We start from the raw sequence: 23,425 nt of genomic DNA, 5'->3' as shown, positions 1-23,425 counted from the left end.
GCATGACGAGCGGCCCAGGCCCCGAGAACGGGATGGAGCGGCTGCGCCATGAAATGGCTGCGCCGCCCTACCACCACGCCTTCCTGCGCCCCTATGCCCGCTCCTACGACGCTGAGACCGGCACGGTGCGGATCGGCGTCGCCTACCGGCCCGAATTCAGCTTCTCGGTGCAGACGGACTATTATCACGGCGGGGTGGTCGCTGGCCTGATCGACCTCGCCGGCCATGCCGCCGTCGCGGTGCAGATCGGGCGCATCGCACCGACGATCGACCTGCGCGTCGACTATCTGCGCCCGGTGCCCGGCGTCGAGCTGACCGCCACGGCACGGGTGCTGAAGCTCGGGCGCACCATCGCCCGCGCCGATATCGAGGTCGCCGACGAGACCGGCATGGTCTACGCCGTCGGGCGCGGCACCTTCAGCACTACCTGAGACGGCGCCGGCGCGCCGCCACCCGCAGCGAGGAAGCTTTGCACATGAAGGCCGTCAGGGTACGCGAGTTCGGCGATGTCGATACGCCGGCGATCGAAGAGGTGGCGGCGCCGACGGCCGGGCCGGGCGAGGTGCTGGTCCGCATCCGCGCGACCGCCGTCAACTTCGTCGACATACTGGTGATCGGCGGCAAGTACCAGTTCCTGCCGCCGCGCCCGTTCACGCCCGGCAAGGGGCCGGCGGGCGAGGTGATCACTCTCGGCGAGGGCGTGAGCGACCTGCGGGTCGGCGACCGCGTGCTCGCCATGGCCGAGCAGGACGGTTATGGCGAGATGGTCGCGGTGCGGCAGGAGCAGTGCTACCGGCTGCCGGAGGCGATGACCTTCCTCGAGGCGGCCTCGATGTCGCTGGTCTACGACACCGCCTGGTTCGCGCTGCGCGAGCGCGGGCGGATCAAGCCGGGCGACGTGGTGTTCGTCATGGGCGCGGCCGGCGGGGTCGGCTTCGCGGCGGTGCAACTCGCCAAGGCGATGGGCGCGCGCGTGATCGCCGGCATTTCCGGCCCCGGGCGCGAGGGCGCGCTGGCGCAGGTCGGCGTCGACGGCATCGTCGACCTCTCCATGCCGGACCTGCGCAATTCGCTGCGCGCGCGGATCCACGAACTGACGGAGGGCCGGGGCGCCGACATCATCCTCGACCCGCTGGGCGGCGACTGTTTCGACGCCGCCGTGCGCGCGCTCGCCTGGTGCGGTCGCCTGGTGGTGATCGGCTTCGCGGCCGGCCGGATCCCGGAGATCCGGGTCAACTACATCCTTTTGAAGAACATCGAGATCACCGGCCTGCAGATCAGCGACTACCGCAAGCGCCGGCCCGAGCTGGTCGCCGAGTGCTTCGCGGAGGTGTTCCACTTCTACGAGACCGGGCAGGTGCGCCCGCAGCCGGCGACCACCTTCACCCTCGACCGTTTCGCCGAGGCGCTGGCCAGCATCCGCGACCGCACCGCCAAGGGGCGGCTGGTCCTGCTGCAGGACTGAACGCGCCCCGCCGCCGCCCCGCGCCCGGGCCGGATGGGCGCTTAGCGCCCGCCGGCGGGGGCGGTGTTGGCGAGCAGGTCGCGCAGATAGCGCGCCGCGGCCGCGCCCTTCAGCGCCGTGCGCCACATCTCCCGCACCGTGCGCTCGTGCAGCGCCAGCGCTTCCGGGGCGGAGGTGATCATCGCCACGCCGACGCGCACATTGGGCTGCTCGCCGAGGCGGAACGGGCTGATGGTCAGCGTCTTCTGATTGTCCTGACGGAAGATCTGGAACCCGGTATGCGGCAGCGTCGCGGTGACGAGGCCGATCTGGATGCCCATCGATTCCTCCTCGATCACGCTGGCGAAGTGCTCGACCTCGGCGCGGGCGAGGGCGCGGCGCTGCGCCAGCACCTCCTCGGGCAGGAAGGTGCGGCCGGTGAAGCCGTTGCGCAGGAAGCGCTCGATGTCCATCGCCGAGATGAGGTTGACGATGTTCGGCATGCGCTCGAGATAGGTGCGTTTGCGCTCGCGCAGGATCTCCATGACCTTGCGCACGTCTTCCATCGCGCGCTCGCGGTCGGGCACGTCGTCGCCGATGCTCTCGATCAGCACCCGCTCCAGCGAGTCCTGGAAGCGGTCGGTGGCGAGCAGGAACGAGATCGGCCCCGCCAGCACGATGATGTGCTCCGCCCGCTCCTCGATCTGGCGCAGGCGCTCGAAATAGCTGACCGCCGACGATATGTACTCGATGCCGACCCCGAGCAGGGTGGGCACCGAGACGCCGAGCAGCTCCGAGAGCTTCTCCAGCGTCTCCAGCTTTACCAGCTCGCCCTTTTCGAGCCGGTACAGCGCGGTGCGCGAGACGCCGATCCGCTTGGCGATCTCGTCGGCGCTGAGGCCGGAGCCGAGGCGAAAGGCTTTCAGCCGATTGCCGATCTCGTCATATCGGAACGTCAAATTTCCCCCCGCGGGCGCTGTGTCCACCATTACGTCATCTTTCTCCATCGGGGCGGTCAATCGGTCAAGCATCGTCAATTGAACCGATATCGAGCATATTGACCTATATCTGGCACGTTATCGCATTTTGTTCAAAAAACGGTATTCAAGGTTGATTTGTGAACGGGCTTGATGTGTAGTTGCCTTATGGATCGAGGTTCGTAACGGCGCCGCCGCCGTGGCACGGACCCCCGCAAGGCCGAGGCGATGTCCGACACAATCACCATCCGCAAGCCCGACGACTGGCACCTGCACGTGCGCGACAACGAGATGATGCGCGCCAGCCTGTCCTACACCGCCGCCCATTTCGGCCGCGCGATCATGATGCCCAATCTGATCCCGCCGGTGCGCACTGTCGCCGACGCGCAGGCCTATCGCGAGCGCATCCTCTCGTCGCTGCCGGAAGGGGCGGGCTTCACCCCGCTGATGACGGCCTATCTCACCGACGACACCGACCCCGACGACATCGAGCGAGGCTTTCGCGACGGCGTGCTGACCGGCGTGAAGCTCTACCCGGCGAACGCCACTACCAATTCCGCGGCCGGCGTGACCGACTTCGCCCGCATCGTTCCGGTTCTGGAGCGCATGGAGAAGATCGGCATGATGCTGCTGATCCATGGCGAGGAGGTGCTGCCCGAGGTCGACGTGTTCGACCGCGAGGCGGTATTCATCGAGCGGCGCCTGGCGCCGATGCTGAAGAGCTTTCCCGGGCTGAAGATCGTGCTGGAGCATCTCTCCACCAGCATCGCGGTCGACTTCGTGCGCTCCGCCGCGCCGCAGCTCGGCGGCACCATCACGCCCTATCATCTGCAGCTCAACCGCACCGACTGGCTCGGCGCCGGCAACCGGCCCTATATGTACTGCATGCCGGTCATCAAGCGGGAGAGCGACCGGCTGGCCCTGCGCGAGGCCGCGACTTCGGGCGACGCGTGCTTCTTCCTCGGCACGGATTCGGCGCCGCATGCGATGGCGAAGAAGCTCGCCGTGGTCGGCGCGGCCGGCGTCTACAACGCGCCCGTCGCCATCGAGACCTACGCCCAGGTGTTCGACGAGGAGGGCAGCCTCGACAAGCTCGAGGCCTTCGCCTCGCTGAACGGCGCGCGCCATTACGGGCTGACGCCGAACGAGGCGACCATCACGCTGAAGCGCGAGCCGTGGACGGCGCCCGAGGAGATCCTGGTCGAGGGGCCGGAGGAGCGCGCCCTGTGCTATCGCGGCGGCGAGACCATTCCCTGGCGCGTGGTCGGCTGAGCTTCCGCCATGGCTGCCTCGTCCCCCGCAAGCCGGTCCGCCGTTCCCGAGGCGCTCAATGCACTCTCCGCCATGGAGATGGTGCGCGGCATCTCCGGCGGCCGCTTCACGGCCGAGGCGGTGATGCGCGCCTGCCTCGAGCGCGTCGCCGCGCGCGAGCCGGAGGTGAAGGCGTGGGCCGCGCTCGACGCGGAAAAGGCGCTCGCCGCCGCCCGCCTCGCCGACCGGACGCCCGCGAGGGGCCTGCTCCACGGCGTGCCGTTCGGCGTGAAGGACGTGATCGAGACTGGCGAGCTTCCCACCGCGATGGGCTCGCCGCTCTATGAGGGCTATCGCCCGAGGGTGGACGCCGCCTGCGTCGCGCTCGCCCGCGCGGCCGGAGCGCTCGTGCTGGGCAAGACCATCACCGCCGAGTTTGCCGGCTCGGCGCCGACACACACGCACAATCCGCTGGCGCTGGAGCGCACGCCCGGCGGCTCGTCGAGCGGCTCGGCGGCGGCGGTGGCGGACCTGATGGTGCCGGTCGCCTACGGCACCCAGACCGGCGGGTCGATCCTGCGCCCGGCCTCCTTCTGCGGCGTGATCGGCTTCAAGCCGACCTTCGGCACCTTCAATCCGGTCGGCGTGAAGCCGGCGGCAGAGAGCTTCGACACGGTCGGGCTGATCGCCCGCACGCTCGACGACATCGAGCTGTTCGCCTCGGTGCTGTCGAATGACGAGGCGATGCACGTCGTGCCGGAGACGCCGCCGCGCGTCGGCATCTTCCGCACCCATCTGTGGGACACGGCGCAGCCCGAAACGGTGGAGGCGATCGAGGTCGCCGCCCACACGCTCGGCAGCGCCGGCGCCACGGTGATCGAGATCCCGGTTCCGGCCTATTTCGAGCGCATGACCGCCGAGCGCGCCGTCATCAACGCCTATGAGCGCGCCCAGAGCCTCGCCGCCGAATGGCAGTTCGGCCGCGACGCCTTCAGCCCGCAGATGATCGCGACCTGTGAGAAGGGGTTCGCCATCGGCCGGCACGAATATGTCGAGGCACAGATCCATGTCGCGCAGTACAGGCGGGCCGCCGCCGGGCTGTTCGAGCAGGTCGACGTGCTGCTGACGCCCTGCGTGCCGGGCGAGGCGCCGCAGGGGCTGGCCTATGCCGGCGATCCGCGCTTCCAGGAGATCTGGACCATGCTCCACCTGCCGAGCCTGACGCTGCCGACCCATCGCGGCCCGAACGGGCTGCCGGTCGGCATCCAGCTGGTGGCGGCGCACTATTGCGAAACCCTGCTGCTCGGCGCCGCGCGCTGGATCGGCCGGCGCTTCGGCGTCGGCTGACGGGGCCTGACGGAAAAGGCGCGGGGAACGGCTGGTCAAGGAACGATCATGGATCTGCAGAACATCTTCGAGGTGCCGCTTCCCCCCGACCGGGCATGGGCCGTCCTGATGGACATCGAGCGCATCGCCCCGTGCATGCCGGGCGCGGAACTGCTCGAGACCGTCGATCCGCAGACCTACAAGGGCAAGGTGTCGGTGCGCCTCGGCCCGGTGGCGCTGAGCTTCACCGGCACGGCGCGCTTCGTCGAGATCGTTGAGGCCGAGCACCGCGCCCGGGTGGAGGCGCAGGGCACCGATTCCAAGGGGCGCGGCGGCGCCAATGCGAGCGTCGTGTTCTCGCTCGCGCCGTCCGAGATCGGCACGCGGGTGACGGTCGACACCAGCCTCAACCTCTCCGGCGCCGTCGCGCAGTACGGGCGCGGGGCGGGGATGATCCAGAGTGTGGCCGGCCAGCTCATCGGCCAATTCGCCAAGAACCTCGCCAACGAGATCGCCGCGGCCCCGCCGCCGGCCGCGGAGCCGGCGCTGGCGGAAGTGCCGTCAGCCGCCTCGACGGCCGCGGAAGCGCCTGCCGCGCCGCGCCCGCGCCCGGCGCCCGCCAAGCCGATTTCCGGCTTCTCGCTGATCTTTTCCGCATTCTGGAGTTGGCTGCGCGGCCTGTTCGGCCTGAAATCCACCTGACCGAGCCGATCCGAGCCCGTCCCGAGCCCCCGCACCCGCCGATGAAACCGCCTCCCTTCCGCTACTACGATCCGCAGACGGCCGACGAGGCGGTCGGGCTGCTGGCGAGCCTCGAGAACGCCAAGCTGCTGGCCGGCGGCCAGTCGCTGATGCCGATGCTCAACATGCGCTTCGTCCAGCCCGATCACGTGATCGACCTGAACCGCGTGCCGGAGCTCGCCTTCATCCGCGAGGAGGCGGGCCGCATCCGCATCGGCGCGATGACCCGCCAGCGCGACCTCGAATTCTCGCCGCTGGTCGCCGAAAGGCTGCCGCTGATCGGGGCAGGGCTCCACCATGTCGGGCATCGCCAGACGCGCAATCGCGGCACCATCGGCGGCTCGCTCTGCCATCTCGATCCGGCGGCCGAGCTCGTTACCGTCGCCATGACGCTCGATGCGGAGATCGTCGCGCGCGGGCCGCAGGGCGAGCGTCGGCTGGCGATGGCCGAGTTCCCGCTGGGCTTCATGACCCCCGCGCTGGAGCTCGACGAGATGCTGGTCGCGATCGACATTCCTGTCCCGCCGGCCGGCCACGGCGCCGGTTTCGTCGAGATGGCGCGCCGGCACGGCGATTTCGCCATCGTCTCGGCGGCGGCGACGATCGAGCTCGACGGTGCCGGGCGCATCGCCCGCGCCGTGCTGGTGCTCGGCGGCGTCGACGTCTCCCCGCTGCGCATGGGCGAGGTGGAGGAGGCGCTGGCCGGGCAAGCGCCGTCCGCGGCCATCTTCGCCGACCATTGCCGCCTGTGCGGCGCGGTCGAGGCGATGGACGACGCGCTGGTCAGCGGCACCTATCGCCGCCGGATCGCGCCGGTGATGGCGCGCCGGGCGCTGGAGCAGGCGGCGCGCCACGCTATGGCAAAGGTGGCGGCATGATCGGCGCGGAGCGAGCCATGGACGAAGCCGAACGGCGATTGATCAGCGTGACGGTGAACGAGGTCGTCCACCGCGCGGAAGTGGATGTGCGGCTGACGCTGGCGGATTTCCTGCGCCACACGCTGCAACTCACCGGTACCCATGTGGGCTGCGAGCACGGCGTGTGCGGCGCCTGCACGGTGCTGGTGGGCGGCCATACGGCGCGCTCCTGCCTGATGCTGGCGGTGCAGGCCCACGGCCATTCGGTCGTCACGATCGAGGGACTGAGCACAGAGGGCCAGCCGCTGCCGCCGCTGCAGCAGGCGCTTGCCGACCATCACGGTCTGCAATGCGGCTTCTGCACGCCGGGCATCCTCACCACCCTGACCGAGCTGCTGCGCGACAACCCCAGCCCCTCGGACGAGGACATACGGGTCGCGCTGTCCGGCAATATCTGCCGCTGCACCGGCTATCAGGGCATCGTCGCGGCGGTGCGCAGCCTGCTGCCGTCTGCCGGGCGCGAGGTGCGCGGATGACCGCCGAGCCACGTCCCGCCGCCGATCCCGCGCCCCACACCTTCGGCCGCCCGGTGGCGCGGGTGGAGGACGATGCGCTGCTGCGCGGGCGCGCACGCTTCGTCGACGACATCCATCTGCCGGGCCTGCTGGAAGCCGCCTTCGTGCGCAGTCCGCACGCCCATGCGCGCATCCGCTCCATCGACTGCGAGCCCGCCCGCGCGGCGCCGGGCGTGGTCGCCGTGATGACGTTCGATGACCTGCGGGACGTGCTGACGAGCGACCGGCTGGTGGTCGCCATGCCGAGCCCCAGCTACCTGCTGGAGGTGCACCGCCCGATACTGGCGCGGCACGAGACCGTGCATGTCGGCGAGGCGATTGCCGTGGTGATCGCCGCCTCGCGCTACCTCGCCGAGGACGCGGCCGCGCTGGTGGAGGTGGATTACGACCCGCTCCCCGTCGTCGCCGACTGCCACGCGGCGCTGGCCGAGGGCGGCGCCCGCGTCCACGCCGACCTGCCGCACAATGTCGTCGCTGAGCTCGACACGGCGTATGGCGATGTCGACGCCGCCTTCGCCGGCGCCGCCGAGGTGGTGGAGGATCGGTTCTGGCTGCATCGCGGCGGCTCGCATTCCATGGAATGCCGGGGCGTGGTCGCGAGCCTCGACCCGCTGGAAGACCGTCTCACGGTCTGGAGCTCGACCCAGACGCCGAACGTCGCCCAGCGCCTGCTGTGCGACCTGCTGGCGCGCGATTCCGACGCCATCCGCGTCGTGACACCCGAACTTGGCGGCGGTTTCGGGCCGAAGCTGGTCTTCTATCCCGAGGAGGCGGTGGTCGCGGCGAGCGCGGTGAAGCTCGGGCGACCGGTGAAATGGATCGAGGACCGGCGCGAGCATTTCGTCGTCACGACCCAGGAGCGCGACCAGCACTGGGAGATGGCGATGGCGCTCGATGCCGAGGGGCGTGTCCTCGGCATGCGCGGCTCGCTGCTGCACGACCATGGTGCCTATACGGCGCGCGGGACCAATGTCGTCTTCGCCTCTGCCATCACCGTGCCGCTCGCCTACAACGTTCCCGCCTACCGGCTCGCCAGCAAGCTGCTGCTGACCAACAAGGTTCCGGTCACGCCGATCCGCGGCGCCGGCCAGCCGCAGGCGGCGTTCGTAATGGAGCGCCTGCTGGACCAGGCCGCCCGCCGGCTGGGTCTCGACCGCGCGGAGATCCGCCGCCGCAACCTCGTGCAGCCCGAGCAGATGCCGTGCCGCAAGCCGATGAAGCTGCGCGGCGGCACCTTCGTGGTGCTCGACAGCGGCGACTATCCCGCCGCCCAGCGGCTGGTGATGGAAAAGGCCGGCTGGGACGATTTCCCGCGCCGGCAGGCCGAGGCGCGCGCGCAGGGGCGCCATATCGGCCTCGGCCTCGTCAACTATGTCGAGGGGACCGGCCGCGGGCCGTTCGAGCCGGTGCGCGTGCGCGTGGCCGCGAACGGGCGCATCCACGTCGCCTCCAGCGCCACCGCCATGGGGCAGGGCACCAAGACCATGCTCGCCCAGGTCGTCGCCGAGCAGCTCGGCGGTGCGATCGAGAACGTGGTGGTGACCACCGGCGACACGGCGGCGATGACGCTCGGCTTCGGCGGCTTCAACAGCCGGCAGGCGGTGATGGCCGGCTCCTCCGCCCACGCCGCCGCGGTGAAGGTGCGCGCCAAGGCGCTCGAGGCGGCCGCGCACATGCTGGAGGCCCGGCCGGACGAGCTCACCATCGTCGGCACCCATATCCGCATGCGCGGCAACAACCGCACCATCGGCCTCGGCGAGGTGGCGCGCGCGCTCGAGGGCATCGCCGGCTACGTGCTGCCGGGCAATCTCGAGCCGGGGCTGGAGGCGACCGAACAGGTGATCGTGCACGACATGGCCTTCTCCAACGGCAGCGCTGTCGCCGAGGTGGAGGTCGACGTCGAGACCGGCCATGTGCAGGTGCTGCGCTATCTGCTGGCGCATGATTGCGGGCAGATGATCAACCCGATGCTGGTCGACGGCCAGGTGATCGGCGGTATCGCCCACGGCATCGGCAACGCGCTGTTCGAGTGGATGGGCTTCGACGCCAACGCCCAGCCGCTGACCAACAATTACGGCGAGTATCTTCTGGTGACGGCGCCGGAGATGCCGAGCATCGAGCTGTTCCACCGCGAGTCCCCGTCGCCGCTCAACACGCTCGGCATCAAGGGCGTCGGCGAGTCAGGCGTCATCCCGACGCCGGCGGTGATCGCCTCGGCGGTCGAGGATGCGCTCCAGCCCTTCGGGGTACGGATCTCGCATGCGCCGCTGTCGCCGATGGATATTCTCGACCTCATCGCCCGCGCGGATGGTGCGTGAGCGGATCGCGGGAAGCTCGAAAGGACAGGCGCAGATGACAACGGCTTCCGCGACGGCGGATCTCGGCGACCTGGTGCGCGATCTGGCGCTCGCCAACCGCATGCTGACGCAGGAGGGCGTGCTCGACGCCTTCGGCCATGTCAGCGTCCGCCATCCCGAGGACCCCGGCCGCTTCCTGATCTCGGTCTCCAAGGCGCCGATCAATGTGCGCGCGGAGGACATCATCGTCTGCGACCTCGACGCCCGGCCGGTCGAGCCGACCGACCGTCGGGTCTATTCCGAGGGCGTGATCCACAGCGAGATCTACCGCGCCCGCCCGGACGTGAACGCCGTCTGCCACCATCACGCCGCCGCCATCATGCCGTTCTGCCTGTCGCGGGAACGGCTGGTGCCGGTCAACCAGCTCGGCGCGGTGATCGGCGAGGAAGCCCCGTTCTGGGACAGCCAGGACGAGTTCGGCGACACCAACCTGCTGCTGGTCCGCCCGGAGGAGGGCGCCTCGCTGGCGCGCGCGCTCGGCCCGCACTGGGTGGTGCTGATGCGCCGGCACGGGGCGACCGTGGTCGGACGCAGCCTGAAGGAGATGTTCTTCCGCGCCGTCCATTCCACCGCCAATGCCGGCGTGCAGCTCGCCGCCCGCGCGCTCGGCCCGGTCGAGTCGCTGACGCCCGGCGAGATCGCCCTTGCGTCCCGGCTGCGGCCCGACCCGATCGAGCGGCAATGGCTGTATTCGTTGACGCGACGTATCGAGGCGGTGGGCCCGGAACGTGCTTGACAGTCGTTTGAGAACTCGTCCAAATACCAAAATAGGAACAGAAAAGCTGACTGTACCGTTTTTGGTACATTTGACCGACTGAAACCCGGGGTCCTGATGAAGCCCGCGCCGTTCGCCTATCACCGCCCCACCACGCTCGACGAGGCGGTCGCCATGCTGGCCGAGGTGGCCCCGCTCGAGGGGCGCGTCATCGCCGGCGGGCAGAGCCTGATCCCTATGATGGCGCTGCGCCTCGCCTATCCGACCCATCTGGTCGACATCAACGGCATCGGCGAGCTCGACCGCGTGGCGGTGGAGGGCGGCGAACTGGTGGTCGGCGCGCTGGCCCGGCATGTCCGTTTCGAGACGCCGGTCGAGCCGGGACCGACCGGCCGCCTGCTGGCGCGCGTCGCGCACAACATCGCCCATTTCCCGATCCGCTCGCGCGGCACGATGTGCGGCAGCCTCGCCAATGCCGACCCGGCCTCGGAATGGTGCCTCGCCGCCGTCACGCTGGACGCGCGCCTCGTCGCCCGCAGCCGCTCGGGCACGCGCGAGATCGCCGCGCGCGACTATTTCCTCGGCATCATGATGACCACGCTGGAGCCGGAGGAGATCCTCGTCGAGGTTCGCCTGCCGCTGCTGCCGGCGGACGCGCGCGCCGGGTTCTACGAATTCAGCCGGCGCGCCGGCGACTTCGCGCTCGCCTCCTGCCTGTGCGCCTACACGCTGGAAGGCGGCCTTATCGCCCGTGCCTGGCTCGGCGTCGGCGGCGCCGAGGCGCATCCGCGCCGCATCGCCGATGCCGAGGCCGCGCTGGTCGGCCAGCCGGCGGGGGAGGCGGCCTTCAGGGCGGCGGCGGAGATCGCGGCGGCCGGGATCGACCCGCTCGAGGATGCGAACACCAACGCTGCCTACCGGCGCGACCTCGTTCGTACGGTGGTGCGGCGGGCGCTCGAGGCGGCCTCCCGCGATGCGGGCGTCTGACGGAGCGGATGAGGAGCGGATGACATGAGCGACAGGATCGACATCACCCTCACCATCAATGGCGAGCGTCACGACATCCGGGTCGAGCCGCGCAAGACGCTGGCCGACGCCATTCGCGACGATTGCGGCTGGACCGGCACCCATCTCGGCTGCGAGCACGGCGTCTGCGGCGCCTGTACCGTCATCGTCGACGGTGCCACGGTCCGCTCCTGCCTGATGTTCGCGGTGCAGGCGGACGGCGCGTCGATCCGCACGGTGGAGGGGCTGGCGCAGGGCGAGACGCTGCACCCGCTGCAGGAGGCGTTCATCGCCAATCACGCCCTGCAATGCGGCTTCTGCACGCCCGGCTTCCTGATGCTGGCGGCCGGCGCGATCGAGCGCAACCCGCGCATGAGCGACGCCGAGCTGATCGAGGTGCTGTCCTCGAACCTGTGCCGCTGCACGGGCTACGAGAACATCGTCAAGGCGGTGCGCTCCGCCATGAACCAGATGCAGGCCTGAGCATGGCGCGCAGCCCGGTCATCGGGGCGTCCGTTCCGCGCATCGAGGATCGGCCGCTGGTTCGCGGGCGCGGGCGCTTCGTCGGCGACATCAACTTCCCCCGCCAGCTCCACATGCGCATCGTGCGCTCGCCGATCGCCCATGGCCGTCTGCTCGGCGTCGACGCCGCCGCGGCGCGGGCGATGCCGGGCGTGGTCGCGATTTGGACCGGCGCCGACCTCGAAGGCGTCTCGCCGATCGATTTCCGCGAGGGGCCGAACGAGAAGCTGGCCCCGTTCCGCCAGCCGATCCTCGCCCGCGACACGGTGCGCTATGTCGGCGAGCCGGTGGCTGCTGTCTTCGCCGAGGACGCCTATCTCGCCGAGGACGCGGCCGAGACGGTGACGCTCGACATCGAGGAACTGCCGCCGATCCTCGCCGCCGACGAAGCGCCCGGCAGTTTTTCCCCCGGCCATTCGACCGAGGCGACGCTCTGCACGCAGGACTATGGCGACATCGCCGACGCCTTCGCCCGCGCCCATGCGGTGGTCGAGCTCGACCTCAAGGTCGGCCGCCATTCCGGCGTGCCGATGGAGACGCGCGGCGCGGTGGGGCGCTACGACGCCGCCCGCGACGCGCTGGAGCTGCACGGCGCCGCCAAGGTGCCGCACAAGAACCGCGAGTTCATCGCCCGCATGCTCGGCCGCCCGCAGGTCGGGATCCACTGCTTCGAGCCGCATGTCGGCGGCGGCTTCGGCATACGCGGCGAGCTCTATCCCGAGGACATGCTGGTGCTCCTCGCCGCCCTCCGGCTCGACCGGCCGGTGAAGTGGATCGAAGACCGCCGCGAGCACCTGATGGCGGCCAATCACTCGCGCCAGCAGCGCCACCGCATCCGCGCCGCGGTCGACGTGGAAGGGCACCTGCTCGGCATCGAGAACGAGTTCTTCCACGACCAGGGCGCCTATGTGCGCACCCACGGCACGCGCGTCGCCGATTCCACCTGCGGCCTGCTGCCGGGGCCCTACCGCCTGCCGGCCTACAGGGCGCTCGGCCATTTCCGCCTCACCAACAAGACCCCGGCCGCGACCTATCGCTCGCCGGCACGCTACGAGACAAATTTCGTGCGCGAGCGGCTGATGGACGCCATCGCCGTGCGGCTCGGCCTGCCGCCGCTGGAGGTGCGCCGGCGCAACCTGATCTCGTCCGACGAGATGCCCTTCGCCCGTCCGCTCGCCGCGCTCGGCGAGCATGTCGTCTACGATTCCGGCGACTATGCCGGGCTGCTGGACAAATCGCTGGCGGCCTTCGGCTGGGAGGAGCATTGCGCCGGCCTCGCCGCGCGCCGCGCCCGGGGCGAGAAGGTCGGCGCCGCGGTGGCGATGTTCGTCGAGAAGAGCGGTCTCGGGCCGACCGACGGCGTGCGCGTCGTCGTCGACGTTTCCGGCAGCGTCGAAGTGATCACCGGCGGCGCCTCGGTCGGGCAGGGCTTCGAGACCATCATCGCGCAGATCTGCGCCGAGGAGCTCGGCGTCGACTACGCGCAGATCCGGGTGACGCACGGGCGCACCGACCGCATCGAGTTCGGCGTCGGCGCCCATGCCTCGCGCGCCAGCGTGATGACCGGCAACGCCACCGCCATCGCCGCCGCCAAGGTGCGCGCCAAGGCGATCGACATGGCGGCCGAGCTGATGCAGGCCCCGCCCGACCGGCTCGACATCGTCGCCGGCTGCGTGGTGCGCACCGACCAGCCCGACGGCCCCTCGATCGACCTCGCCACCGTCGCGAAGGCGCTGGTGCCGGCGGCGAAGACGCGCGGCGGGCGCGAGCCGGGCCTTTCCGCCGACGGCTGGTTCGACACCGCGCACCAGACCTATCCCTACGGGCTGCAGATCGCCTCGGTGAAGGTGGACGAAGAGACCGGCGCCATCGCCATCGAGCGCCTGCTGATCGCCTACGACATCGGCCGCGCCATCAACCCGATGCTGGTGCGCGGCCAGATCGTCGGCGGCTTCGCGCAGGGGCTCGGCGGGGCGATCTACGAGGAGTTCAGCTATGACGAGCGCGGCGAGCCCCTCTCCGTCACCTTCGCCGATTACCTGATCCCGACCGCGGCGGAGACACCGGCGATCGAGGTGCTGCTGACCGAGGACGCGCCGAGTCCGTGCAACCCGCTCGGCATCAAGGGCGCGGGCGAAGCGGGCATCTCGGCGGTCGGCGCGGTGATCGCCTCGGCCGTCGACCAGGCGCTGGGGATGGACGGGCTCGTGGTCCAGCTCCCGCTGACGCCGCAGCGGTTGAAGGCGGCGATCGAGCGCCACCGCGGGATCACCACCCGATAAGGCGTTTTCTTAAATAATCCCGTCATGTGGCTGGGACGCCGAGGTTTTCCTCGACGCCCTCCTGTCGTCCGACGGGGGCAGGCCGGCTGGCGCCGGCCGCCGAAGCCTCAGCCGTTGACCTTCTTGTAGAGGTCGATGATCTGCTTCAGGTCGGTCCAGCCGCTGTCGAGCGCCACCGCCACATACTGGTCGATGTTGTCGAAATCCGGCACCGATTCCAGGTGCTTGGGATCGGGCGCCACGTCCTTGCGCATCGACAGCGCGCCGCCGGGATTGGACTTCGCCCATTCGGTGACGAACACCTCCTGGCCTTCCTTGCTCAGCAGCCAGTTGACCCAGACCGTCGCCGCCTCCTTGTGCGGCGGGTTCTTCGGCACGGAGATGCCGCGCGAATGCATCACCGAGACCGGGAACTTCACCACATTGGTGCAGCCTCCGCTCTGATGGCAGTCGTAGAGCGTCTCCTCGGAGGTGCCGATGCCGACTGCGCTGTCGCCGCGCACCACCGACATGGTGTTCTGGCGGTCATTGTCGACGAACATCGGCTTCATGGTGGTGAGGATGGTCTCTACCGTGCCGATGCCCTTCTCCTTCGCTACCTGCGCCAGCATCATCGCCCCGCCATGCGGCCGGTTCGGCACGCGGATGGAGATGCGGCCGACCAGCGAGGGGTCGGTCAGGTTGTCGAGGGTGAGCACGCCGCCGGGCACCTGGCCCTTGTCGTAGGCGCCGTAATTGATGAGGAAATGCGTGTGCACGAACACGTAGTTGCCGCGCTTGGACGTGTAGCGCAGGTTCGGCAGGCGCCAGTTCGAGGCCTCGATCACCTCCGGCAGCACGAAATACTGGTCGATCAGGTCGAGCCCGCCGGCCGGCAGGGCGACGTTGTTCATGTTGGAGCAGGTGCCCCACCACGCGTCCCAGCTATAGACGCCGTTCTTCTGCTCGGTGAGCATCTTCGGCGCGGCGTCGCTCGGGTGGAGCGTGCTGGCCTGGACGTCGATGCCGGGGAACTTCTGGGCGAAGACCGCGACCACGTCCTTGTGCGCCTGATAGGGGTCGATGATGAGGTTGAGCGACTGGCCCTTGGCCGCCGCCACCGTTGCGTCCCAGTCGGCCGCCGCACGCGCGGGGCGCGGAAGGCCGGTCGCGGCGGCACCCGCAAGGGCGGCGCCGGCGAGAAATTGCCTGCGATCCAACATGAAGTGGGTTCCCTGTCTGGTTCGTACGCTCAGCCCTGGATGGCCTTGTAGAGCGAGATGATTTTCTGCACGTCGGCCCATCCGCTGTCGTAGGAGACGGCGCTGTAGGTCTCGATGTGGCTCATGTCGGGCATGGAGTCGCTCTGCCCCGGCCCGGGTTCGACGTCCTTGCGCATGGAGAAGCCGCCGCCGAAATTGGTCTTCGACCATTCGCGGACATAGGTCTCCTGGCCCTCCTTGCTGAGCAGCCAGTTGACGAAGACCTTCGCCGCCGCCTCGTTCGGCGCGTTGTTGAGCACCGAGACACCGCGCGCCTGCATGTCGGCGGTCGGGAACACCTTCACATTGGTGCAGCCCTTCTCCTGGTGGCAGGAATAGAGCGTCTCCTCCGAGGTGCCGATGCCGACCGCGGTGTCGCCGCGCACCACCGACATGGTGTTCTGCCGGTCGTTGTCGACATAGACCGGCTCCATGGTGCGCAGCAGCGTCTCGACGAAGTCGAAGCCCTTCTGCTTGGCGATCTGCGCCAGCATCAGCGAGCCGCCATGCGGGCGGCTCGGCACGCGGATGGAGATCATCTTCTTGAGCGAGGGGTCGAGCAGCTTGTCGAGGGTGAGCACGCCCCCGGGCACGAGGTCGGTGTTGTAGGCGCCCTGGTTGATGAGGCCCAGCGTGTGCACGAAGACGAACGGCTTCGGCGAGGTGTAGAGCATGTCCGGCAGGCGCCAGTTCGAGACGTCCTTCACCGAGGGCAGCAGCAAATAGGGCGGCAGCTCGGCGAGGATGCCGGCGGGCGCCGCGATGCTGTTCATGTTGGTGCAGGTGCCCCACCAGGCATCGAAGGAGTAGACCTTGTTGCGCTGCTCGGTGATGACGCGCGGGGCCGCGTCGCTCGGATGCATCACCGTGGTCTGCACGTTGATGTCCGGATAGGCCTTGGCGAAGATGGCGGCGATGTCGCGATAGGCCTGCGGCGGGTCGACGATCAGGTTCAGCGACTGGCCCTTGGCGGCCTTCACCGCCGCGTCGAACGCCGCGTCTGGCTCGCCGGCGGCGCGCGAGAGCGCCGGGGCCAGCGTCGCCGCGGCGACGAGCCCGCCGGTGGTCGAAAGCAATGCACGACGCGTGATCATGGTTCTTCCCTCAGGTTCTGGTTCAGCGCGAGAGGACGAAGCGCGCACTGACGATGCGGGCGAGGACCGCGGCGGTGACGGCGATGGCGAGGATGAACAGCCCGATGATCGTCGCCGGCTCGAAATGGCCGGAATCGAGATAGGCGAGCTGCAGGATCGACAGCGGCTGCGAGGGCCCGGTGCCGAGCAGCACGACGAGGCTGACGACGGAGACGCCGGTGCCGAAGATGTTCAGCCCGGCGACGATGACCGAGGGCGCCACCAGCGGCAGCAGCACCTTGCGGAAGGTGCGCCAGCGTGAGGCGCCGCTGGTCCAGGACGCTTCCTCGAGCTCGGAGCTGAGCTGGAGCAGGGTGCCGCGGATGATCTGCGCGCCGACCGTCATGCCGCCGATCAGCACGGCGAGGATCAGTGCCCAGGTCGTGCCGTAGATCGGCCGCAGCACCGGTACCTGCAGGAACATCTGCAAGAGGCCCATGCTCATCACGATGCCGGGGATCACGGTCGGCATCCAGGTGAGGAAGTCGAGCAGCCCCCCGCCCATGTAGCGCTTGCGGGCGGTGATGTAGGCGATTGCGGAATAGACGATCATGCCGGTGAAGGCGGCGCCGAAGCCGAGCTTCAGCGTGTTGGTCAGCGAGCGGTAGAGCTCGCTCTGCGAGAACGCCTCGTGCCAGTGGTCGAGCGTCCAGGGCTGCGGCAGGTTGAAGGCGCCGAACAGCTTCATGAAGGTGCCGGTGATGATCATCGCCGTCGGCACCACGGTCATGAGCATCACCAGCAGCAGCACCAGCGCGAACAGCGGCCAGCGCCAGCGGCCGAGGTCCTGCGTGCGGCTGGAGAAGCGCCCGCCCAGCGTGCCGTAGGTGTGGCGCCCGCCATACCATTTCTGCAGGAACACGAAGGGCAGGATGGCGGTGACGAACAGGATCGAGAGCACGCTGGCGACGCCGTAGAGCGGCGGCTCCTGCTTCATCGCGCTGTAGATGATCGTGGAATAGACGTCGATCGACGCCGGCGTGCCGAGGATCAGCTCGATCTCGAAGGACTGCATGGCGCCGATCAGGCCGATCAGCGTCGTCACCACCAGGATCGGCACCATCAGCGGCACCACGATCCGGCGGATGGTCTCGATCAGGCCGCTGCCGCAGGCGCGCGCGCTCTCCTCGAGCGAGGCGTCGAGGTTGCGGAACGCCGGGATGAGCAGGAACACCTTGATCGGGATGGTCGAGGTGACGAGGTGCACCCAGATGATGCCGCCCCAGGAATAGATGTTGAACAGCGGGTAGGGCAGGAAAGAGGAGAGGTCGCGCAGCCAGATGTTGATCAGGCCGCTACGCCCGCCCGCGAGCAGGATCCACGCCATGGTCACCGGCAACGCCGGCATGAACATGGCGATCCAGAAGCCGACCTCCAGCCAGCCGCGCCCCGGCAGGTTGCTGCGCGCGATCAGCCAGGCGAGGCCGATCGACACCACGAGGGCGATGATCTGGCGCGCGGCACTGAGGGTGAGCGTGTTCCACAGCGCTTCCAGCAGGCGCGGGCTGCGGAACGGCTCGATCCAGTTGTCGAAGCCGAACACGGTCTCGCGCCCGAACGTGCCGACCTCGAAGGCGGTGACGAACAGCACCACCACGGGAAACAGCGTGACCACTGCGACGGCGGCGATGAACAGCCAATAGGCGGCGCCGAGGGTGAGGGGGCCGACCCGGGCCGGCGGCGAGACGGCGGCGAGATCGGCGGTGCTCATCGCTCAGTCCTCCGGCCAGGCGTGGAGCCGGAGCTTCGGCAGCACGAGCCGCACCGCCTGCCCCTCCTTCAGCTCGGTGTCGGAGCCGAGCATCGTCGTGACCACGGCGCCGGAAGCGAGCCGCACGCTGGCCTCGAAGGCCGAGCCGAGGAACAGCATGGCGAGGATGCGGCCGGCGACCACGTTCGGCTCGACCGTGTGCGGGCCGGCGGGGGCCGGCTCGACGCGCACATGCTCGGGACGGATCGAGAGCAGGCAGGGCGAGCCGACCGGCGCGCCGCCCGTGTGGTCCTGCCCGTCCACCAGGCAGATGTTTCCCTCGCTGAGCTCGACGGTGAGGCCCGCGTCCCGCCCCCGTGCGCGGATGCGGCCGGAAAGGCGCATGTTCTCGCCGAGGAAGTCGCGCACATTGGCCGAGGCCGGGTTGTTGTAGAGCTCGGTCGGCGGGCCGATCTGCTCGATCCGGCCGGCCCGCATCACCGCGATGCGGTCCGACAGGGCCAGCGCCTCGGACTGGTCGTGGGTGACGAACAGCACGGCGATGCCGAGCTTGCGCTGCAGCAGCTTCACCTCGGCGCGCATGTGGTTGCGCAGATGGGAATCGAGATTGCTGAACGGCTCGTCCATGAGCAGCACGCCCGAGCCGGCGGCGAGGCCGCGCGCGATCGCCACCCGCTGCTGCTGGCCGCCGGACAGGCGCGTGCCCGGCCGGTCGGCGAAGCTGGAGAGCCCGGTCATGTCGAGCAGGCGGTCGACGTCCGCCTTGATCTCCGCTGCCGGCCTGCGGCGGGCCTGCAAGGGATAGGCGACATTCTCGAACACGCTCATATGCGGCCAGATCGCGTAGGACTGGAACACCATGCCCATGTTGCGCCGCTCCGGCGGCACGAAGACGCGCCGGGCGGGCGCGTCGACGAGCTGGCCGCCGAGCCAGACCTCGCCGTCGCTCGCCCGCTCGAGGCCGATGGCGATGCGCAGCGTCGAGGTCTTGCCGCAGCCCGAGGGGCCGAGCAGCGTCAGGATCTCGCCGGGCGCGAGGTCGAGGTCGACGCCTTCCACCGCAACCGCCACGCCGCCATAGGATTTGCGCACGCCGCGCAGGCTCAGCAATGCGTCGGCGGCGGCCGGTCTCTCGCGCGGGCCCGTGCCGGCGGCGATGTCGCGGGCGGGGGTGTCAGAGAGCGCGGTGGGCATGGCTGGCCTCCCCGGGTTCATGGCGCCGCTCAGAAGAAGGACGGCAGGGACGGGCCGAATTTCGCCCGGAGATGGTCGTCGAGCGCGGCGCTGTTGCGCACCACCTGCGGCCAGTCCTTGATGCGGTTCCACGGCTTGCAGGCGACGATGACCATGCGCGAGTTCATGTTGCGGGTCTCGTCGGGATAGGCGCGCGGGTCGAGCGTGGTGCTCCAGCAGCCCTTGAGGATGTCGACGTCGTCGCGCGGGTCGCAGCGCGTGCACATCGCCCACACCACCTGGTCCATGTCCGCCGGGTCGATGTCCTCGTCGACCACCACGACCACGCGGTTGGCATAGGCGCCGGCATGGCACTGCGAGGCGATGAGGCCGGCCTGCTTGGCGTGGCCGGCATACATCTGCTTGATGGAGACGGTCAGCCACATGCGGCTGCCGCCCGCCTCGTGCGACCACACGCCCCGCACCTCCGGCACGCCGGCCGCCTCCATCTCGTGCCAGACGGCGCCGGCGCGGTAGGTGCCGCGATAGAAGGTGTCGTCATTGGGCGGCACGGCCGGGATGCAGCCGGTGAGGATCGGGTCGTTGCGGTGCATCAGGCTGGCGACGCGGATCGCCGGCTCCTTCTTCAGGCCGCCGGCGTAGTAGCCGGTCCACTCGCCGAGCGGGCCCTCGTCGACGCGGTCGCCCTCGTGGATGAAGCCCTCATAGGCGATCTCCGCCTCGGCCGGGATCGGCAGGCCCGTCTTCGGGCCGCAGATGACGCGGATCGGCTGGCCCATCAGGCCGCCGGCGACGTCGTACTCGTTCTTGCCATAGGGGATTTCGAGGCCGGCGACCGAGAACAGGCCGGGATGGACGCCCACCACCACCGCGATCGGGCAGGGCTCGCCGCGCTCGTGGTAGCGGCGCATGATGATGTCGCCATGCTTGCCCTTGGAGGCCATGACGGTGGCGAGCGCCTTGTCGTGGACCTGCCCGCGATAGGCGCCGTAGTTGATCCAGCCGCTGTCGGGGTCCTTCATGATCACCATGCAGCCGGTGCCGATGTAGTAGCCGCCGTCGCCCTCGTGCCAGCGCGGCGTCGGGATCTTCAACAGGTCGATGTCGTCGCCGAACGCTACGTTCTCAAGGATCGGGCCGGTCTCGACCTCTTCGGGCGGGATCACCGGCGTGTTCTTGAAGCGGTCGCGCCAGAAGCGGACCAGCTCGACCTCGCTGATGTCCTCCGGCAGGCCGAGGGTGAGGGCGATGCGCTTCACCGAGACGAACAAGTTGGCCAGCACGCGGAAGCCCGGCCGATAGCCCGGCACCTCGTCGAACAGCAGCGCCGGGCCGCCGATCTTGCGCTGGTAGATGTCGACGATGCCGCCGATCTCCCGCTCGCGGTCGGCGCCCGTGATGGAGAGGAGCTCACCGGCGGCCTCCATCTCCTCGATCCAGGAGCGCAGGTCCTGGTTGCGGGTGGTCGCCTGAAGCATGAACCGTACCTCCGGGCAGCCTTCTTGCGCGGCTGCCATCTGCGTGGATGTACGAAAAATGGAACACCCTCTGCGGCTCGCGTCAATGGGTGTCTTTGTTCAAAAAATAACCATCTCGTCATTGGCGGACAAACATCAGCGTTTACTTCGCATTTTGCCCGTTTCCGAGGCAGCGGCCCGGCGCCGGACGGGCATGACCGCGACCGGCCGAGTGGCGCGGAGTGCGGCGCAGGGGCGGGTCGCAACGTCGCCCGAGCCGGATTTTTGCTGTCGGCGAGACGGGTCTCCCGTCAACTCCGGGAAATGTGGCCAATTTCGACGATACGTACCAATATTTAAACAATTAATTGACCTGGAGCAAAAATTGCTTCCACTCTGGAGCCGGCTTCGGCGGGTGCCGAAGGACAGAAACGGACCAGACGGGGACCAGCCATGCACAGACATTTCACGGTGGCGGCGCTCGCCGCCTCCCTGCTCGCGCTCCACGTGCCGGCGGCGCGCGCGGTCGAGCCGGCGCCGGCGAAGGAGATCGGTGTCATCATCGGCTACGGGGTCGGCGGCGGATATGACGCCTATGCGCGCCTGCTGTCGCGGCACATGGGCAAGCACCTGCCGGGCGAGCCGGTCTTCCTGCCGCAGAACATGCCGGGCGCGGGCAGCCTGAAGGCGGCCAACTACATCTTCAGCGTGGCGCCGAAGGACGGCTCGGTGATGGGCACCTTCGCGCAGCAGGCGGCGGTGGCGCCGCTCCTGGGCGACGCCGGCTACGACTCGCGCAAGTTCAGCTGGATCGGTTCGATCTCCGGTGAGACCACGGTCTGCCTGACATCCACCAAATCGCCGATCGCCACCTGGGACGACATGCTGACCAAGGACCACGTGTTCGGCGGCGAGGGCCGCGGCTCCGACGTCGACACGATGGCGATCGCGCTGCAGAAGCTGTTCGGCACCAAGACCAAGCTGGTCACCGGCTATCCGGGCACGAGCGAGATGTTCCTCGCGGTCGAGCGCGGCGAGATCGACGGCCTGTGCGGCGTGTCGCTGAGCTCGGTGCGCAGCCGCTTCAGCCAGCTTCTCGACGAAGGCAAGATCCGCATCATCCTGCAGGCGGGGCTGGAGAAGGACCCCTCCATCGACGTGCCGAACGTGATGGACTTCGCCAAGACCGACGAGCAGAAGCGCCTGCTCGCCTTCATCCTCGGGCCGAACGTCATGGGCCGTCCCTATGCCGCCCCTCCGGGCGTGCCGCCCGAGACGCTGGCGCTGCTGCGCAAGGCTTTCGACGAGACCGTGAAGGACCCGGAGTTCCTGGCCGATGCCGCCAAGCAGAAGCTTGACGTGCGCCCCATCACCGGCCAGCGCATCGAGCAGCTTCTCGACCAGCTCTACACCACGCCGAAGGCGCTGCTCGACGAAGTGGCGGAAATCTCCGGCGCCGCGAAATAGCCGCCGCGCCTCCTTCAGACGAAAGAAAGGGCCGCGACATTGCCGTCGCGGCCCTTTCCTTTGCTCGCCTCACCGATCACTCGACGATGACGCTGCGGGCTTTGGCGACCTCGTCCTTGGGCAGCGCGTAGAGGCCGCGGATCAGGTCCTCCACCTCCGCGCCGCTCACCGGATCGACCTCGAGGCCGGCCTTTTCGGCGTCGGCGAGGAATGCAGGGTCCTTCATCGTCTCGTCGAACGCCTTGCGCAGTGCCTCGAGCCGGTCCTTGGGAATGCCGGGCGGGGCGGCATAGGGGCGGCCGATCACCTGCCGGGCGAGGACGAGGCGCAGCACCTCGCGCTGCTTCTCCGTGGTGGTGATCGCCATCACGTTCGGCACGTCCGGCAGGTCCTTGATCTCGCGCAGCGAGAGCTGAAGGATGACGTGCAGCTTGTTGTTCTTGAGCTCGTCCGCCTTGGTGGCCTTGAGCACCGCCCAGGACCAGCCGCACCGTCCGTCGACCTCGCTGCGCTCGATCGCCATGGTCATCTCGTTGGTGCCGGGATAGCCGGTGATGAGGCGCATCTTCACGTCGAACAGGTTCTTCAGCATGGTTGCGAAGATGTCGGGATCGGAGCCCGAGCCTTCGCCGGCGACGGTGAACTCGGTGGTCTTCGCCTGGTCCCAGCTCGTGACCTTCGAATTGGCCCCGGTCACGCAGACGCTCGCCTCGTCGGAGATGCTGCCGAGCCAGGAGAAGGCGGAGGCGTCGAAATGGGTGGCACTGCCGCCGATCAGCGGCTCCATCGGCAGGCCGCGCGCGAAGGTGCCGATCACGGTGCCGTCCTTGGGCGCGACGTTGAACAGGTAGTTCGCCGCCTTCAGGCTGCCGGCGCCGGGCATGTTCTCCGGCACCACGGTCGGGTTGCCGGGGATGTGCTTGCCGAGATGGGCCGCGAGCAGGCGTGTATAGGTGTCGTAGCCACCGCCGACGCTGTAGCCGATGATCGCCCGTATCTGCTTGCCCTTGTAGAACTCCTCGACCGTCTCGGCCTTGAGGTGGGTGGTCGCGAGCGCCAGACACGACGCGACCCCCAGGAGAGCCGTCACATATTTCCGCATGCGCTTGAGTTCCCTTCTGGTTTGAACAGGGCAGGCAACCTGGCGCCGCTGCGACGCCGGCATGCCTC

20 protein-coding genes are annotated in these 23,425 nt (G+C 69.1%); 13 read left to right on the top strand and 7 right to left on the bottom strand.

What is annotated here, in order from left to right; translation table 11 throughout:
- Window positions 1-2 precede the first annotated feature (2 nt).
- Together NVS89_RS15830 and NVS89_RS15825 are read left to right on the top strand one after the other, a co-directional pair.
- Entirely contained in the window at window positions 3-431 is a 429-nt protein-coding gene (locus tag NVS89_RS15830; protein ID WP_258733733.1) for a PaaI family thioesterase, read from the top strand.
- 44 nt (window positions 432-475) lie between these two features.
- Window positions 476-1,465, top strand: coding sequence for an NADPH:quinone oxidoreductase family protein (locus NVS89_RS15825; RefSeq protein ID WP_258733732.1), 990 nt, complete (start codon window positions 476-478; stop codon window positions 1,463-1,465).
- A gap of 41 nt (window positions 1,466-1,506) precedes the next feature.
- Here the strand turns inward: NVS89_RS15825 and NVS89_RS15820 are convergent, their stop codons facing one another.
- Complete coding sequence (locus tag NVS89_RS15820; RefSeq protein ID WP_258733731.1) at window positions 1,507-2,403, bottom strand: helix-turn-helix domain-containing protein; 897 nt, start codon at window positions 2,401-2,403, stop codon at window positions 1,507-1,509.
- 246 nt (window positions 2,404-2,649) lie between these two features.
- Here NVS89_RS15820 and pyrC point away from each other — a divergent pair, with 246 nt between their 5' ends.
- The 10 genes from pyrC to NVS89_RS15770 all read left to right on the top strand — a co-directional run bounded on the left by pyrC (window position 2,650) and on the right by NVS89_RS15770 (window position 14,052).
- Window positions 2,650-3,693 carry a dihydroorotase gene (pyrC, locus tag NVS89_RS15815; protein WP_258733730.1) on the top strand — a complete coding sequence of 348 codons (1,044 nt, stop codon included), beginning with the start codon at window positions 2,650-2,652 and terminating at the stop codon, window positions 3,691-3,693.
- A gap of 9 nt (window positions 3,694-3,702) precedes the next feature.
- On the top strand, window positions 3,703-5,019 hold the full coding sequence (locus tag NVS89_RS15810) for an amidase (protein ID WP_258733729.1): 1,317 nt from the start codon (window positions 3,703-3,705) through the stop codon (window positions 5,017-5,019).
- A 48-nt stretch (window positions 5,020-5,067) separates the two neighbouring features.
- Window positions 5,068-5,700: an SRPBCC family protein gene (locus NVS89_RS15805; protein ID WP_258733728.1), complete on the top strand. Its 633-nt coding sequence runs from the start codon at window positions 5,068-5,070 to the stop codon at window positions 5,698-5,700.
- Window positions 5,701-5,741: 41 nt separating this feature from the next.
- On the top strand, window positions 5,742-6,617 hold the full coding sequence (locus tag NVS89_RS15800; RefSeq protein WP_258733727.1) for an FAD binding domain-containing protein: 876 nt from the start codon (window positions 5,742-5,744) through the stop codon (window positions 6,615-6,617).
- A gap of 17 nt (window positions 6,618-6,634) precedes the next feature.
- Window positions 6,635-7,132: a (2Fe-2S)-binding protein gene (locus NVS89_RS15795; RefSeq protein WP_258733726.1), complete on the top strand. Its 498-nt coding sequence runs from the start codon at window positions 6,635-6,637 to the stop codon at window positions 7,130-7,132.
- Complete coding sequence (locus tag NVS89_RS15790) at window positions 7,129-9,489, top strand: xanthine dehydrogenase family protein molybdopterin-binding subunit (RefSeq protein WP_258733725.1); 2,361 nt, start codon at window positions 7,129-7,131, stop codon at window positions 9,487-9,489. The genes NVS89_RS15795 and NVS89_RS15790 overlap by 4 nt, the downstream gene beginning before the upstream one ends.
- A gap of 34 nt (window positions 9,490-9,523) precedes the next feature.
- Window positions 9,524-10,264, top strand: coding sequence for a class II aldolase/adducin family protein (locus NVS89_RS15785; protein WP_258733724.1), 741 nt, complete (start codon window positions 9,524-9,526; stop codon window positions 10,262-10,264).
- 96 nt (window positions 10,265-10,360) lie between these two features.
- Window positions 10,361-11,230: an FAD binding domain-containing protein gene (locus tag NVS89_RS15780; RefSeq protein ID WP_258733723.1), complete on the top strand. Its 870-nt coding sequence runs from the start codon at window positions 10,361-10,363 to the stop codon at window positions 11,228-11,230.
- 24 nt (window positions 11,231-11,254) lie between these two features.
- Entirely contained in the window at window positions 11,255-11,731 is a 477-nt protein-coding gene (locus NVS89_RS15775) for a (2Fe-2S)-binding protein (protein WP_258733722.1), read from the top strand.
- Window positions 11,732-11,733: 2 nt separating this feature from the next.
- Entirely contained in the window at window positions 11,734-14,052 is a 2,319-nt protein-coding gene (locus tag NVS89_RS15770; RefSeq protein ID WP_258733721.1) for a xanthine dehydrogenase family protein molybdopterin-binding subunit, read from the top strand.
- A 107-nt stretch (window positions 14,053-14,159) separates the two neighbouring features.
- Here the strand turns inward: NVS89_RS15770 and NVS89_RS15765 are convergent, their stop codons facing one another.
- Genes NVS89_RS15765 through NVS89_RS15745 form a run of 5 tightly spaced genes read right to left on the bottom strand, consistent with a single transcriptional unit; the run spans window position 14,160 to window position 20,809 of the window.
- Window positions 14,160-15,254, bottom strand: coding sequence for an ABC transporter substrate-binding protein (locus NVS89_RS15765; RefSeq protein ID WP_258733720.1), 1,095 nt, complete (start codon window positions 15,252-15,254; stop codon window positions 14,160-14,162).
- A 29-nt stretch (window positions 15,255-15,283) separates the two neighbouring features.
- Window positions 15,284-16,387, bottom strand: coding sequence for an ABC transporter substrate-binding protein (locus NVS89_RS15760; protein WP_258733719.1), 1,104 nt, complete (start codon window positions 16,385-16,387; stop codon window positions 15,284-15,286).
- Between the two features lie 22 nt (window positions 16,388-16,409).
- Window positions 16,410-18,137: an ABC transporter permease gene (locus NVS89_RS15755; RefSeq protein WP_258733718.1), complete on the bottom strand. Its 1,728-nt coding sequence runs from the start codon at window positions 18,135-18,137 to the stop codon at window positions 16,410-16,412.
- A 3-nt stretch (window positions 18,138-18,140) separates the two neighbouring features.
- Window positions 18,141-19,331 carry an ABC transporter ATP-binding protein gene (locus tag NVS89_RS15750; RefSeq protein WP_258733717.1) on the bottom strand — a complete coding sequence of 397 codons (1,191 nt, stop codon included), beginning with the start codon at window positions 19,329-19,331 and terminating at the stop codon, window positions 18,141-18,143.
- A gap of 29 nt (window positions 19,332-19,360) precedes the next feature.
- On the bottom strand, window positions 19,361-20,809 hold the full coding sequence (locus tag NVS89_RS15745) for a UbiD family decarboxylase (protein WP_258733716.1): 1,449 nt from the start codon (window positions 20,807-20,809) through the stop codon (window positions 19,361-19,363).
- A gap of 432 nt (window positions 20,810-21,241) precedes the next feature.
- Here NVS89_RS15745 and NVS89_RS15740 point away from each other — a divergent pair, with 432 nt between their 5' ends.
- Window positions 21,242-22,255 carry a Bug family tripartite tricarboxylate transporter substrate binding protein gene (locus tag NVS89_RS15740; protein WP_258733715.1) on the top strand — a complete coding sequence of 338 codons (1,014 nt, stop codon included), beginning with the start codon at window positions 21,242-21,244 and terminating at the stop codon, window positions 22,253-22,255.
- A gap of 76 nt (window positions 22,256-22,331) precedes the next feature.
- On the opposite strand, the gene NVS89_RS15735 is transcribed toward NVS89_RS15740, so the two are convergent.
- The gene (locus tag NVS89_RS15735; protein ID WP_258733714.1) at window positions 22,332-23,345 is read right to left on the bottom strand and encodes a Bug family tripartite tricarboxylate transporter substrate binding protein; all 1,014 of its coding nucleotides are present in this window, start codon (window positions 23,343-23,345) and stop codon (window positions 22,332-22,334) included.
- Between the last annotated feature and the right edge of the window lie 80 nt (window positions 23,346-23,425).

This window comes from Ancylobacter mangrovi, from assembly GCF_024752355.1.
Taxonomy (GTDB): domain Bacteria; phylum Pseudomonadota; class Alphaproteobacteria; order Rhizobiales; family Xanthobacteraceae; genus Ancylobacter; species Ancylobacter mangrovi.
The sequence above is the reverse complement of the archived record's forward strand: the minus strand, read 5'-3'. Positions and strand labels throughout refer to the sequence as shown.